The sequence below is a fragment of the uncultured Sphingomonas sp. genome, assembly GCF_937871615.1.
GTDB lineage: Bacteria > Pseudomonadota > Alphaproteobacteria > Sphingomonadales > Sphingomonadaceae > Sphingomonas.
In genome coordinates this window covers 73,438-86,949 of sequence record NZ_CALMPA010000038.1, presented here as the reverse complement: position 1 = coordinate 86,949, position 13,512 = coordinate 73,438, and the positions used below count along the sequence as shown (strand labels likewise).

The 13,512-nt window shown below is 63.6% G+C and carries 12 protein-coding genes and 1 pseudogene; 9 read left to right on the top strand and 4 right to left on the bottom strand.

The genetic code is table 11. The features are described from left to right. Positions 1–60: 60 nt before the first annotated feature. Positions 61–2,079: pseudogene (locus Q0316_RS09695) on the bottom strand (Tn3 family transposase); the annotation flags it as partial. 146 nt (positions 2,080–2,225) lie between these two features. Between Q0316_RS09695 and Q0316_RS09690 the strand changes: the two are divergent. Both Q0316_RS09690 and Q0316_RS09685 read left to right on the top strand, forming a co-directional pair. Next, entirely contained in the window at positions 2,226–2,831 is a 606-nt protein-coding gene (locus tag Q0316_RS09690) for a recombinase family protein (RefSeq protein WP_021226800.1), read from the top strand. Further along, positions 2,828–4,189, top strand: coding sequence for a hypothetical protein (locus Q0316_RS09685; protein WP_119593179.1), 1,362 nt, complete (start codon positions 2,828–2,830; stop codon positions 4,187–4,189). The genes Q0316_RS09690 and Q0316_RS09685 overlap by 4 nt, the downstream gene beginning before the upstream one ends. Before the next feature lie 201 nt (positions 4,190–4,390). Here the strand turns inward: Q0316_RS09685 and Q0316_RS09680 are convergent, their stop codons facing one another. From Q0316_RS09680 to ligK, 3 genes are read right to left on the bottom strand one after another with little or no spacing between them, the layout of a single operon-like run. Continuing rightward, positions 4,391–5,272: an amidohydrolase family protein gene (locus Q0316_RS09680; RefSeq protein WP_022684008.1), complete on the bottom strand. Its 882-nt coding sequence runs from the start codon at positions 5,270–5,272 to the stop codon at positions 4,391–4,393. 1 nt (position 5,273) lies between these two features. Further along, positions 5,274–6,326, bottom strand: a complete 1,053-nt coding sequence (locus Q0316_RS09675; RefSeq protein WP_022684009.1) for a 4-oxalomesaconate tautomerase — start codon at positions 6,324–6,326, stop codon at positions 5,274–5,276. Next, the gene (gene ligK, locus Q0316_RS09670; protein WP_022684010.1) at positions 6,319–6,993 is read right to left on the bottom strand and encodes a 4-carboxy-4-hydroxy-2-oxoadipate aldolase/oxaloacetate decarboxylase; all 675 of its coding nucleotides are present in this window, start codon (positions 6,991–6,993) and stop codon (positions 6,319–6,321) included. The genes Q0316_RS09675 and ligK overlap by 8 nt, the downstream gene beginning before the upstream one ends. 103 nt (positions 6,994–7,096) lie before the next feature. Here ligK and Q0316_RS09665 point away from each other — a divergent pair, with 103 nt between their 5' ends. From Q0316_RS09665 to Q0316_RS09635, 7 genes are all read left to right on the top strand, one after another. After that, on the top strand, positions 7,097–8,266 hold the full coding sequence (locus Q0316_RS09665) for a LysR family transcriptional regulator (protein ID WP_022684011.1): 1,170 nt from the start codon (positions 7,097–7,099) through the stop codon (positions 8,264–8,266). Between the two features lie 64 nt (positions 8,267–8,330). Next, positions 8,331–9,212, top strand: coding sequence for an NAD(P)-dependent oxidoreductase (locus Q0316_RS09660; RefSeq protein ID WP_022684012.1), 882 nt, complete (start codon positions 8,331–8,333; stop codon positions 9,210–9,212). Continuing rightward, a complete protein-coding gene (locus Q0316_RS09655; RefSeq protein WP_022684013.1) occupies positions 9,209–10,234 on the top strand; it encodes an amidohydrolase family protein in 1,026 nt (341 codons plus the stop codon). Before Q0316_RS09660 ends, Q0316_RS09655 begins: the two co-directional genes overlap by 4 nt. Beyond that, entirely contained in the window at positions 10,231–10,635 is a 405-nt protein-coding gene (gene ligA, locus Q0316_RS09650) for a protocatechuate 4,5-dioxygenase subunit alpha (protein ID WP_022684014.1), read from the top strand. The genes Q0316_RS09655 and ligA overlap by 4 nt, the downstream gene beginning before the upstream one ends. Then, positions 10,635–11,480, top strand: a complete 846-nt coding sequence (locus tag Q0316_RS09645) for a class III extradiol dioxygenase subunit beta (RefSeq protein ID WP_022684015.1) — start codon at positions 10,635–10,637, stop codon at positions 11,478–11,480. The genes ligA and Q0316_RS09645 overlap by 1 nt, the downstream gene beginning before the upstream one ends. A gap of 21 nt (positions 11,481–11,501) precedes the next feature. Then, positions 11,502–12,458 carry a Gfo/Idh/MocA family oxidoreductase gene (locus tag Q0316_RS09640; protein ID WP_022684016.1) on the top strand — a complete coding sequence of 319 codons (957 nt, stop codon included), beginning with the start codon at positions 11,502–11,504 and terminating at the stop codon, positions 12,456–12,458. Positions 12,459–12,469: 11 nt separating this feature from the next. Next, positions 12,470–13,441 carry an aldo/keto reductase gene (locus Q0316_RS09635; protein ID WP_367179677.1) on the top strand — a complete coding sequence of 324 codons (972 nt, stop codon included), beginning with the start codon at positions 12,470–12,472 and terminating at the stop codon, positions 13,439–13,441. Positions 13,442–13,512 lie beyond the last annotated feature (71 nt).

Sequence of the window (13,512 nt, the reverse complement as noted above, 5' to 3'; positions counted from 1 at the left end):
CCCGTTCCCGACGTGTTCTCCAAGATGACCAAAATCGCAGCTTCGGGCCGACTGGGCCTAGAAGGCCTGGCCATCCGCGGAAGCCCGGTGTCCTTGCCCAAACCAGGCGGCGATCGGCTCGGCGTGGATGGCGTCGGTCAGACAGGCGAGCGCCGCCCGAAAGGTTTCCTCGCGCATGTGCCATGTCTGCATGCGCAGCAGCGCGCGGCGTGACCCTGCGCCGCATACCTCGGCCATGCGCGACAGCCCAAGATTGGTCGCTTCGGCAATCAGAGTGGCGAGGAAGGCCTGCTCATCGCCAGGCGGCAACCCGGTCGAGACGTGCCCGAAGTGCTGGGTGAAGCCGGTCCATCGTTCGACCTGCGACAGCACGTCGGTGATACGCGTGGCAGGCAGCATACCGTAGCAGGCAAGCGTCAGATGCCGTCCTTCGTCGTGCCCGGCATCATCGTCCTTCAGTTCCTTGGGGAAGCGCAATCGCTCGCCAGCGAACAGGGCAGCATCACGTCCGGCCAGATTCTGGGCGACGTCGCACAAGGCTTTGTCGAGTTGCGCGGCGCGCTGATCGAGCCATGCGTGTGGATCACCGAGCGAGAACACCGGTTGCAGCGCTGCGCCACTTGATGGCGCGAGCAGCACCTCCAGCGACCTGTGCAGCCGTGACCTCGGCACCCAGATATCACCCGATGCCAGTGCATTGGCGAGCGCCCCGTAGGTGGCCATCTCCCAATGCGTCCGGTCGATCTTGCCGGCGACCACGACATGGCGGTGCCAGCGCCGCTCGACATGACCGAGCGGAACGTCGGCAGGGAGCGGCTTGCGCCAGTCGCCATCAAGATCCGACAGGACCGTCATCGCATTGCGCAACGCCGCGGTGCCGGCCCGGCCGTGGAAATCGAGCGTTTGCAGGAATAGAGGTCCTATTCGTTTGAAGGTCCGGTATTCGGCTGCGATCTCGCTCAACACATCGTCCCTGTGAGGTGCCGCGGTACGACGGATGATCGCGGCATCGGCATCGAGCATGTCGAGAGGCACGATATCCCTGAGGGCCGCGCCGATATCTTCACCGGTGCGTGCTACCCGGCTAACTGTTTCCAGCACGGTGGCGATGCGCATCAGTCGGTCACGGCCTTCGCGTCCCGAAATCGCGATTCCCTGTTCCAGGCGTTTGCGGGCACGAAGGTGAGCGCGTCCCATCAAGGCGCCGAACATGGCGATCGCCGCGTCGGTAAGCGTGGCTTCCATCTCGCGCAGCGTAGCAAGCAGGATGACCCGCCTGCGGGAGGCGCGCATCTGTTGGAAGGCCTGGGCGGTATAGCGCACGCCTTCGCGGGCGAACTGCGTCATGCGTGGCTCGTGCAGGGGATCGACCGGAACACAGGAAATTCCGGTCCTGCGGATCAGAGCGACCTTCTCAAGGATTTCGGCGAGCGAGGCTGACGCGACGCGGGGCTGTGGTTCGCGCAGCCACGACAAGCGGCTCTGTCGATCATGCACCTTCTCATCGACCAGCGTATCGAGGCGCTGACGCATATCCGCATCGAGTTTATCATGGATTGCAGCGACCAGATCGGTTTCCACCCGCAGCATCGCCTCGGCCGCCATCCGCTCGACTACGCTGATGCCGGGGATAACGATGCGCCGCGTGCGCAGCTCGTCGAGCAGTCGATCGAGCAGAATACGCCCGTCCACGATGGGCATGGCTTCGATTTCCAGCCAGGTCATCATGATACCGCGCGCTGGCCGGCTCAGATCGGTGAAGCCGAAGCGCGCCTTGATGGCGGCAAGCTGATCGTAGCGGGTCGGCGCTCGCCGCGCGAAGTCGGCGATGGCGCCTGCATCCACCCCGACCTGCTCGGCGATATGGTCGAGCATGATCGCAGGCAACAGCTCGCCTGCGCGCAGATGCCGCCCCGGAAAGCGGAGGCAACAGAGTTGCAGGGCGTAGCTCAACCGGGTTGCCGGAGTGCGCGCGGTGCCGATTGCAGCAAGGTCCTCGGCATCGAGGCCATAGTGTCGCACCACCGCCGCCTCGCTGTCGGGCAAAGCAAGCAATGCGGCGCGCTGCCGCTGGGTCATCGGAATACGTGCGGGCATGTTTCATCCTTCAAAAACCTCTTGCCTTTTGCCCGCTTAATGAAAGAGGATTGTGAAAGGCCCAAGGCTGCGGAAATTGGTGCATCCTGTTTCCACCTCCGGATACGGCCGTTTGTGAAAGAAGCTGGATGACGCGCGAATCCTATCTGATCGGCTATGCCCGCGTGTCGAAGGGCGACGACCAGTCGAACGCCACGCAGCGGCGCGCGCTCGACGCGCTCGGCTGCAAACGTGTATTCGAGGAGACCGCTAGCGGCGGGCGATGGGACCGACCCAAGCTCCTGGAGATGATCGGGCAGTTGCGCGAGGGAGATGTCGTCGTCGTCTGGAAGCTCGACCGGCTGTCGCGCAGCCTGAAGGACATGCTGCACATCATGGAGCGGATCGAGCTCGCGGGAGCGGGCTTTCGTTCGTTGACCGAAGCGATCGACACCACCACCGCGGCAGGGCGGATGATGATGCAAATGGTGGGAAGCTTCGCCGAGTTCGAGCGGGCCATGATCCGCGAACGCACCAGCGCCGGCCTTGCCCAGGCACGTGCCGAAGGGCGGATCGGCGGACGACGGCGCAAGCTCGGCGACAAGCAGCGTCGCGAAATCGCCGAATCCGTCACCTCCGGTCGCAAGTCCGGTGCCGAGATGGCACGGTTGTACGGCGTCAGCGAACCCACGGTCTCGCGCATCGTCGCCGCGCACCGCCAGCAATTCAGTCAGCAGCAGAGGGAACAGGCATGAAGCGTGGTCACGATCTGTCCGGCGTCATGAAGTTCGCCACCTCGCCGGCCTGGGGCGAGCATCTGGGCGAGGCGCTCGGCGATCATCTCGGTCTGGCGATGGAGGAGTTCGACTTCGAAGCGGACGAGCTGGCAGACATCGTCGGCGATCATTGGGCCGGCGTGTTGTGGGGATGCGCGTTCGAGGATCTGCTCACGCGCACCATCGAACCCGGGGACCGGAACATTGTTGATGACTATATTCGGCGCCGGGGTTGGAACGAGAGCGGCTCGACCAAAATCTACCTGCGTGCCCTTCGATCGTCGGTGATGAGCCTCTACGAAGTCAGCGAGGTCGAGCCCGGGAGCGGCTTCCTTGTGCGCGACCTGATCCAGGGCGACGAGCCACTTCGAGTATCCGAGCGCAGCGCCTCGCAGACGCTGAAGCAATGGGACAGGATCGGTGCCCGCGTCGTGCAGGTCGGAGGCAAGCACCTCCTGTCGGGCGGCGTGCTGTCGTTCACGATGGAGGCGGCCGAGGCGCTCGTCGCCGATCTGCGGCGCTCGAAGGGCAAGCGCAGCCCGCGCACCGCGTTGAACCTAGACGCCGACGATCTTGCTGCGCTTCCAGCCCTCATCAGCATGGCATGGCTGTTCGATGTCGTTCCCAAGACCATGGGACCGGCGTCGATCCCTACGCTGCACAACAGTGATGGCGAGGAAGTGGTGTTCCACCGCGTGCGCTTTCCCTTCGCACGCGGCGTGACCCAGGCGCTGGTCGGTGAGCGGCTCGATACTATCCCTGCGCTTCAGCGGGAAACCACGCACTTCTGGAACTGGCTGGGCGAGGAACCGAACGGAATAGCGAAGAGCACCGGGCGTATGGCGTGGGGTGTGACGATGGCGGACGGCACCCCGGTGCTCGGCAATGTCGAATTGAAAGGCCGCGCCCTGATTCTCGCCGTCACCTCGGCCGAGCGGGCGAAACGCGGCACCGCGCTCATGACCGATGCGCTAGCCGGGTTGGTCGGCTCGCCGCTGACCACGATCGAGACGGTCGAACAGGCCATGGCGGCGCGGGCCGAGGGACTGACAATGTCCGAACCGGCACCCGCCATTGCGCCAGAGGTGGCAACCCCGCTCATCCATGCCATGCTCGACCGTCAGTACCGCGCGACGCTCGATGAACCCATCGGCATACTCGGCGACATCACCCCGCGCGCAGCCGTTCAAACGGCCGCAGGCCGGCACCGAGTAGCCGGGTGGCTCAAGCATCTCGAAAACCGCAGCAGCAGCCAACTCGACGCGAACGACCCGATGGCCACCTACGACTTCACCTGGATGTGGCGCGAACTTGGCATCGAGAACCTGCGCAAATAGTTGGCTACCCCTGACGTCGATGCCTACCGTGAATCTGTGTCCCTACAATGCACAGGGGCCAATTCGTTGATGACTTTGACGGGATCGGTCCGGGTAAGCAGCCGATGGAGTGCATTCACGCGATCGCGTTTGCATAGCTGAGGGCCTCAGGCTCCTTTGCCTATCCATTCATCTTTGTGAATGGCAAGACTTCGAGAAGCGTCAATCCGGCCAGTAGAGCCTCATCGGATTGTCCACCAGCAGGCGGCGCTGCAGATCAACCGTCGGGGCGATACGAGGGATGATGTCGACCAGCGCGCCATCGTCCGGGATGGCATCCTGCATGTTCGGATGCGGCCAGTCGGTGCCCCACAGCACCCGATCCGGATAATCCTCCACCAGAGGGCGGACGGCGCGCGCGAAGTCATTCCATGGTGGCCCGTTGGGATCAAGCCTGTCGGGGCATGTCACTTTCGTCCAGATATCCTCGCGACTGTCGAGCAGCCCGCGCAAGGCGAGCATATCGGGTCCCTCCGGTCCCGGCGCCACATTCGGCCGCCCCATATGGTCGACCACGATCAAGGTAGGGATCGCATCGAGGAAAGGGCGAAGCTCTTCAAGAATGTCCGCTTCGAAATAGATGACGACATGCCAGCCCAGCCCCTTAATGCGCTGCGCTACCTCCAGAAACCTGTCCTTTGGCGCGTCGTCGACGAGGCGCTTGAGGAAATTGAACCGCACGCCGCGAATGCCGCCTTCGTGCAGCCTTTCCAGCTCCGCGTCGGAAATCGCGGGATCGACCACGGCGACGCCGCGGGCCTTGCCCTCCGACCTGGCGATCGCGTTCAGCGTCGCGCTATTGTCGGTTCCGTGACAACTGGCCTGCACGATCACGTTGCGCGAAAAGCCCAAGCGGTCCCGTAGGGCAAACAGCATGTCCGGCCCGGCATCTCCAGGCAGATATTTCGCTTTCGCGCTGAACGGGAAATCGGCCATCGGTCCGAAGACATGGCAATGGGCGTCCACTGCGCCAGGCGGAGGGGTGTAGGCAGGTCTGGACGGGCTGGGGTGCCAGCTGATGATACGGTCCTGCGTGTCGCTCATATCAGAAAATCTCTCCGTCCATCAGTTTGCGCGCGGTGCGGAGCAGCGCGGCGGTCTTGACCTGTCCCGCTTCGTCCAAATCCATGACGCAGGTCATCTCGCCGGTGGGATGCTCGACCGAAAGGGTCTTGCGCTGCCCTTCGGGGATCGAGGCGACCTCGGCGGCGGGCGAGCCTTCGATCAGGCAAGCGGTGGCGACGCTGACCGCGCCCAGCACGCCGACCGACGCATGGGCGCGGTGCGGAATGAAGCTGCGCACGGTGACGGCGCCGCCCTCGCGCGGCGGGGCGACCAGCATCATCTTCGGCACCGACTTTTCCCGGACGTCGCCGAGGTTCATGCGCTCGCCCACGGCAAGGCGGATCGCCTCAATCCTCGCCTTGAGGTCGGCTGCATTGTCGAGTTCCTCCCGGCTTTCATAGCCAGTGGCGCCGACATCTTCGGCCTTCATCACCACGCAGGGCATGCCATTGTCGATCAGCGTGACGCACACGCCGTTCACCTCGTCAGAGGCGTTGCCGGTCGGCAGCAGCGCGCCGCAGGACGAACCGGCGGTGTCGCGGAATTCCAACGGCACCGGCGCATGGGTGCCCGGCACGCCGTCGATGCGCGCCTTGCCTGCATAGGTGACCTTGCCACCCGGCGTGCACACGGTCGCGACCGCGATCTGGCCGGTATTCTCCATGAAGATGGTGACCTTGGTTTCGCCGTCCTGCGCGGGGACGAGCCCGCGTTCGATCGCGAATGGGCCAATCCCGGCAAGGATGTTGCCGCAATTCTGCGCATCGGTGACGATCGCCTGGTCGACGAATACCTGCAGGAAGAGATAATCGACGTCGACGCCCTCGCGCGCCGATTTGCCGACCACTGCGACCTTGCTGGTCAGCGGATCGGCGCCGCCCATGCCGTCGATCTGCTGCGGATCAGGGGACCCCATGATCCGCAGCAGCAGCGCGTCGCGCGCGGCGGTCTCGGCGGGCAAATCTTCCTTCAGGAAATAGCCGCCCTTCGAGGTGCCGCCGCGCATCCACATGACGTGCGTGCCGTCAGACATATTTCAGCCCCATCTCGGCAAGGCGGCCGCGCATCTCGTATATGTCTAGACCGAGCTCGCCCGAGGCGAGCCGCTGACGTTTGGCCTCCTCATTGGCTTCGCGCGTCTGGGCCATTTTCAATACTGCGGCGGCATCGGCTCGCGGCACGACGCACACGCCGTCGTCGTCGGCGATGACGACGTCTCCGGGATTGACCAGAGCATTGGCGCAGACCACCGGGACGTTTACTGAACCCAGCGTCGCCTTGACCGTGCCCTGCGCATGAACCGCCTTTGACCAGACCGGGAAGTTCATCTGGGTGAGATCGCGCACGTCGCGCACGCCGGCGTCGATGATGAGGCCGCGGCAGCCCCGCGCCTGCGCCGAGGTCGCCAGCAGGTCGCCGAAATAGCCGTCGGTGCAGGGGCTGGTCGGCGCCAGCACGAGAACGTCCCCCGCCTGAAGCTGCTCGATCGCGACATGCACCATCCAGTTATCGCCCGGGGGCGCCGAGATGGTGACCGCGCTGCCCGCGATGCGCGCGCCTGCGTAAATGGGACGCATATGCGGCGCCATCAGCCCGGTGCGGCCCTGCGCCTCATGGACGGTCGCAACCCCGCACAGGGCCAGACCGTCAACCACGGATGCTTCCGCACGCTCGATCGACTGAACGACGATACCGGACAAGGTGTTTCTCCTTTGACAGAACAGTCGAAAGAATGACCCCATGGCGCGCCAAGCCGCAAATGGGTTCTATGCCTGTCTGATAAGAATTTGCTAAGTCACGTCCATGGAACGGTTCAACGTCAATCTCCGCCACCTGCGCGCTTTCCTTGCGATCATGGAGACGGGCAGCGTCACGGCCGCCGCACGCGCCGTCCATCTTACGCAGCCCGCCGTCACGCAGGGCATCGCAAAGCTCGAGCGGCGGTTCGAAGCGTCGCTGTTCGAGCGGCAACCTGGCCAGATGATACCCACGCCGGCGGCGGAGCTTCTGGCATATCGCGCCGCGCCGATCATGCGGCTCGTGGGACAAGCGCGGGCTACCGCAGCGCAGGTGTCCGCTTTCCTCGCGCTCGCGCGCGCCGGCGGCTACGCGGGCGCGGCCACGGCCATGGATTTGAGCGAGGCGTCGGTGCACCGTGCCGTCAGCGATCTTTCGCTTGCCTTAGGACAGACCCTCGTCGAGCGGCGGGGAAGGGGGGTAGTTCTCACGGCGCGGGGGTTTGCGCTTGCCCGTAACTTCCGGTTGGCGCTGGCGGAACTGCGTTCGGCCGACGTGGAATTGGCGGCTCTGCGGGGACAGGAGACCGGACGGATCACGATCGGGGCGATGCCACTGTCACGCGCCCGCGTCCTGCCCAGCGCGATCGCGGCCTTTCATCGCGTTAAGTCCGACATAGACGTGGTGGTTGTCGAGGGATCCTACGCTGAGCTTGCGGGGCCTCTGCATGACGGTGAGATCGACATGATGGTCGGCGCCGTCAGGCCGCGGGTTTCGGCGGACATCACGCAAACGGCCTTGTTCGACGATCCGCTTATTGTTCTTGCCGCAGCCCATCATCCGCTCGCAAGAGCAGCGGAAGCGCCAACTATCGCCGACCTGGCGCGCTTCCCCTGGATTGTCGCGGCCGCAGGCACGCCGCTGCGGAACCATTGGCGGTCGATATTCGAGACAGCGGGCGTAGAGCCCCCTCGCGTTCCCATCGAATGCGGATCCGTGATGATGGTGAGGCAGATTCTTATTGAAAGCGATTTCCTGACCTTGCTGTCTCCCGACCAGGTCAGCGTAGAACTCGAAGCAGGTTGGCTCGTGAAGATAGAGAGCGCGGCATCGCTCCCGTCACGCACCATCGGCCTTACGCTCCGCGCGGATTGGCGCCCCACGCCAGCCCAGGCCACGATGATCAACCTGATCGAGGGACAGGCCAGATTGCTAGGCGATCACGAGACTTCGTAAATTCTAATGAAACGAGAGCCAATCCGATTGGCCGCGCCGCTGGCGTCGGCACTAGAGTTGGCCCATGGATCAGCATGGCGTCACCGTCATTGGTTTTGGAGAAGCAGGCCGCAGCTTTGCGAAAGCTGGACTGTGGTTTGCCTCCGCGCGCGTCTTCGATGTGGCGACCGATGACCCGGTCCACGCGAACGACAAGCGCGTCGACTATGCGGTAGCGGGCATCAGGGGATGCAATACGCTGGCCGAGGCGGTCGCAGGCGCGAGGCTGGTGCTGTCTCTGGTCACGGCCGATCAGGCACTGGCCGCCGCACGCGCGGTCGCGCCGCTAATCGAGAGCGGCGCCATTTTCTGCGACATGAACAGTGTTGCGCCTGCTACCAAGCGGAGCGCTGCTGAGGCGGTCGAAGGCGCCGGCGGTCGTTATGTCGACGTAGCAATCATGTCTCCCGTCGAGCCGGGGAGGCTCGGCGCGCCGCTGCTGCTGAGTGGGGCGGCAGCGGATCAGGCGGCAACCGCCCTCGCAGGGCTTGGCTTCACCAACATCCGGGTGGTGGGCGAGGAGATCGGTCAGGCCTCCGCAATTAAGATGATCCGCTCGGTAATGGTCAAGGGTATCGAGGCGCTGACCGCCGAATGCGTTCTGGCGGCGGAGGAAGCCGGAGTCACCGCGGAAGTGCTCGGTTCGCTCGGCCCCGACTGGGAAACCAAGGCCGACTATAATCTCGACCGAATGATGATCCACGGCCTGCGCCGCGCCGCGGAGATGGAGGAGGTGGCCGCCACGCTGGATGCCTTGGGCACGGGCAGCGGAATGACCCAGGCAGCCATCGCGCTGCACCGGCGCATCGGCCTGCTCGACATTGTCATGCCGCCCGAGGGCCTGACGGCCAAGATCGACCGCATCGCAAGCGAGATGGACAAGGACGGAAAGGCAAATGCCGCATGACGCTGATTATCGACTGCCACGGCCATTACACGGTGCTTCCCAAGGGGCACGACGCCTGGCGCGAAGAACAGAAGGCCGCATTCAAGGCCGGAACGCCCTGTCCGCCCTATCCCGATATTTCCGACGATGAGATTCGCGAGACGATCGAGGCGAACCAGCTCCGCCTCATCAAGGAGCGTGGCGCGGACCTCACCATCTTCTCTCCCCGCGCCTCGGCCATGGCGCCGCATGTCGGCGACGAGGCAGTGGCGAAGGAATGGGCGATCCGCTGCAACGACCTGATCGCCCGCGTGGTCGGCCTGTTCCCCGAAACCTTCGTCGGCGTGTGCATGCTGCCGCAGAGCCCCAAGGCAGACATGGCCAACTCGATCGCCGAGCTGGAACGTTGCGTGACGGAGTTGGGCTTCATTGGCTGCAACCTGAACCCCGATCCGGGCGGCGGTCACTTCACCCATCCGCCGCTGACCGACCGCTACTGGTATCCGTTCTACGAGAAGATGGTGGAGCTGGACGTGCCGGCGATGATCCACGTCTCGGGAAGCTGCAACCCGGCGATGCACGCCACGGGCGGCTATTACATCGCGGCCGACACGGTGGCCTTCATGCAATTGCTGGAAGGGGACCTGTTCAAGGACTTCCCGACCCTGCGCCTCATCATCCCGCATGGCGGCGGCGCGGTGCCCTATCATTGGGGCCGCTACCGGGGCCTCGCCGACATGCTGAAGAAGCCGTCGCTCGACACCCATCTGATGAACAACATCTTCTTCGACACCTGCGTCTATCACCAGCCGGGCATCGACCTGATGGCGGACGTGATCGAGAACAAGAACATCCTGTTCGGCAGCGAGATGGTGGGTGCGGTGCGGGGAATCGACCCGACCACCGGCCATTACTTCGATGACACCAAGCGTTACATCGACGCGCTCGAGATCAACGAGGCGGAGCGCCACGCGATCTTCGAAGGCAATGCGCGCCGTGTTTTCCCGAGGCTCGACCGACAGTTGAAGGAGAGGGGGCTATGAGCACGGACATTCACACCTATCTCGCCGAGTTCGACGATATTCCCGGAACCCGGGTCTATACGGCCAAGCGCGCGCGCAAGGGTTACTGGATGAACCAGTTCGCGATGAGCCTGATGAAGGCGGAAAACCGGGAGCGCTGGAAGGTCGACGAACGCGCCTATCTGGACGAATGGCCGATGACCGAGGAGCAGCGCCAGGCGATTCTCGACCGCGACTATAATCGCATGCTCGACCTGGGCGCGAACATCTATTTCCTGGCCAAGGTCTTCTCGACGGACGGACTTTCCTTCGTCCAGGCGGTCAGCACCATGACCGGCATGAGCGTCGACGAGTATCAGGCAATGATGCTTGCAGGCGGCCGCTCGCCCGAAGGGGTCCGTTCCATAAAGGAGAAGCGCTGATGGCTCGTATCACCGCCGGGCTGACGACCAGCCATATTCCCGCCATCGGCGCGGCGATCGACAATGGCAAGGCCGCTGAGCCCTACTGGCAACCGGTGTTTGCCGGCTATGAGTGGTCGAAACAATGGATCGCGCGGGAAAAGCCCGATGTCGTGATCCTGGTCTACAACGATCACGCGAGCGCCTTCGACATGAAGATCATCCCGACCTTCGCCATCGGTTGCGCGGATCGCTTCGGGATTTGCGACGAGGGCTGGGGGCCGCGTCCGGTGCCGGATGTGGAAGGCCATGCCGACCTTGCCTGGCATATCGCGCAGAGCCTGATCCTCGACGAGTTCGACATGACGATCATCAATGAGATGGATGTCGATCATGGCTTGACTGTGCCTCTGAGCCTGCTGTTCGGCCAGCCTGAAGCATGGCCGGTGAAGGTCATTCCGCTCGCGGTGAACGTGGTCACCTATCCGCCGCCCTCCGGCAATCGCTGCTGGCTGCTGGGCGAAGCGATTGCCCGGGCGGTGGAAAGCTTCCCCGAGGATCTGAACGTGCAGGTCTGGGGCACGGGCGGCATGAGCCACCAGCTGCAGGGTCCGCGTGCGGGGCTCATCAACCCCGAATGGGACAATCGCTTCCTCGACCTAATGAGCGAGGATGACGGCGAAGCGCTACGCGCCATCTCGCATATCGAATACCTGCGCGAAACCGGGTCGGAAGGCATCGAAATGGTGATGTGGCTGATCATGCGGGGCGCGCTGGGGCGCAAGGTCCGGCCGTTGCACCGCCATTACCATGTTCCTGCTTCCAACACCGCGGTCGGGCATCTGGTACTCGAGCCCGCGGCCTGACCCCTGACAAGGAGACCTCTCATGCGCATTGCCATGGCCGGTGCCGGCGCCTTTGGTGAAAAGCACCTCGACGGCCTGAAGAATATCGACGGCGTCACCGTTACCTCGCTCGTCGGTCGTGAGCTCGCGCCAACCAGGGTGGTCGCCGAGAAATACGGCATCGGTCACGTCACGACGGATCTGGATGAAACTTTGGCTCGCGATGATGTCGACGCTGTCATCCTGGCCACGCCGACGCAGATGCACGCCGCGCAGGCCATTGCCTGCATGGAGGCGGGCAAGCATGTCGAGGTGGAGATTCCGCTGGCCGACAGTTGGGCCGATGCGCAAGCGGTGCTGGCGAAACAGAAGGAAACCGGCCTCGTTTGCATGGTCGGGCACACGCGCCGCTTCAACCCGTCGCATCAATATGTGCATAAGCGTATCAGGGCAGGGGAGCTGAACGTCCAGCAGATGGATGTTCAGACCTATTTCTTCCGCCGCACGAACATCAACGCCAAGGGCGAACCCCGCAGCTGGACGGACCATCTGCTGTGGCACCATGCCGCGCATACGGTCGACCTGTTCGCCTATCAGGCGGGAAAGATCGTCGAGGCCCATGCCATGCAGGGACCGGTCCACCCCGAACTGGGCATCGCCATGGACATGTCGATCCAGCTCAAGAGCGAGACGGGCGCGCTCTGCACCCTTTCGCTGAGTTTCAACAACGATGGGCCGCTTGGCACCTATTTTCGATATATCTGTGACAACGGCACCTACATCGCGCGATACGATGATCTGGTGAACGGCAGAGAGGAGGCGATCGACGTCTCGAATGTCGACGTCTCCATGAACGGGATTGAGCTGCAGGATCGCGAATTCATCGCAGCGATCCGCGAAGGGCGCGAGCCGAACAGCTCGGTCGGGCAGGTTTTTGATTGCTATCGTGTGCTCGGAGAACTCGCCGACAGCTTTGAAAAGCGAGACGGATGGTCGTGAAACGACCATTGGTGGGCCGGTCGATCTCGCCGATCGGCCTCGGCTGCATGAACCTTAGCTGGGCCTATGCGGCACCGCCAACACAGGAGGACTCCGCGCGGTTGCTCAATCGGGCGCTCGACCTTGGCTACGAGCATCTCGACACCGCGCGGCTTTACGCGAATGGCGGTAACGAGACGCTGCTTGGCGAGGCGCTGAAAGGACGGCGCGCGGAGTTCTTCCTCGCATCAAAGACCGGGCTATTCGCCGAAGGGACCAAACGCTGGGTCGATTGCAGCCCCGCAACGATCAGGCGCAGCTGCGAAGAAAGCCTGAAGGCGCTCCGGACCGACTTTATCGACCTCTACTACCTGCACCGTCGCGATTTCACCGTCCCAATCGAGGAATGGGCGGGCGCGATGGGTGAACTCGTTCGCGAGGGCAAGATCGGCGGTTACGGCCTCTCGGAGATGAGCGCCGAAACGCTCCGCACAGCCCACGCAGTGCATCCGGTGGCGGCCGTGCAGGTTGAATACTCGCTGTGGACCCGCAATCCTGAGATCGCCATGCTGTCCGCATCGCGCGAGCTTGGCGTTGCCCTCGTCGCTTTTTCACCGCTTGGGCGTGGCGTCTTCGCCAACGGCGTGCGCGATCCATCCACGCTCGGCGAGCACGATATCCGCCGCGGTCATCCGCGCTTCAGTGCCCAGAACTGGCCCATAAATCTCTCGCTGGCGGAAAGCTTCAATCTCGTCGCCGCCAGACAAGGGGTATCGCCAGCCCAGTTGGCGCTGGCGTGGGTCCTCTCGCGGGGAGAGCATGTTCACGCCATTCCCGGCACTTCCAAGCTGGAACATCTCGGGGAAAATATTGGGCGGCCGGGCTGGCGTCCCGATCAGGCCGTTCTCGACGAGCTGGACGGGCTGATCAACCAGCGGACGGTGGCAGGCCCTCGCTATCCAGACGCGATGCAAAAGACCATGGATTCGGAAGATTTCAATTAGATTTCGCTTCTCGAGGAAGGTCGTCGTTTTGCGGCAAGGCCATCGAACCGAGACGGTGTCCAATTGTCCGC

Coding starts and splice junctions, on each gene's coding strand:
- Q0316_RS09655 (WP_022684013.1), top strand. CDS start 9,209: ATGACGCTGATTATCGACTGCCACGGCCATTACACGGTGCTTCCCAAG.
- Q0316_RS09660 (WP_022684012.1), top strand. CDS start 8,331: ATGGATCAGCATGGCGTCACCGTCATTGGTTTTGGAGAAGCAGGCCGC.
- Q0316_RS09675 (WP_022684009.1), bottom strand. CDS start 6,326: ATGTCTGACGGCACGCACGTCATGTGGATGCGCGGCGGCACCTCGAAG.
- Q0316_RS09640 (WP_022684016.1), top strand. CDS start 11,502: ATGCGCATTGCCATGGCCGGTGCCGGCGCCTTTGGTGAAAAGCACCTC.
- ligA (WP_022684014.1), top strand. CDS start 10,231: ATGAGCACGGACATTCACACCTATCTCGCCGAGTTCGACGATATTCCC.
- Q0316_RS09690 (WP_021226800.1), top strand. CDS start 2,226: ATGACGCGCGAATCCTATCTGATCGGCTATGCCCGCGTGTCGAAGGGC.
- Q0316_RS09680 (WP_022684008.1), bottom strand. CDS start 5,272: ATGAGCGACACGCAGGACCGTATCATCAGCTGGCACCCCAGCCCGTCC.
- Q0316_RS09685 (WP_119593179.1), top strand. CDS start 2,828: ATGAAGCGTGGTCACGATCTGTCCGGCGTCATGAAGTTCGCCACCTCG.
- Q0316_RS09665 (WP_022684011.1), top strand. CDS start 7,097: ATGGAACGGTTCAACGTCAATCTCCGCCACCTGCGCGCTTTCCTTGCG.
- Q0316_RS09645 (WP_022684015.1), top strand. CDS start 10,635: ATGGCTCGTATCACCGCCGGGCTGACGACCAGCCATATTCCCGCCATC.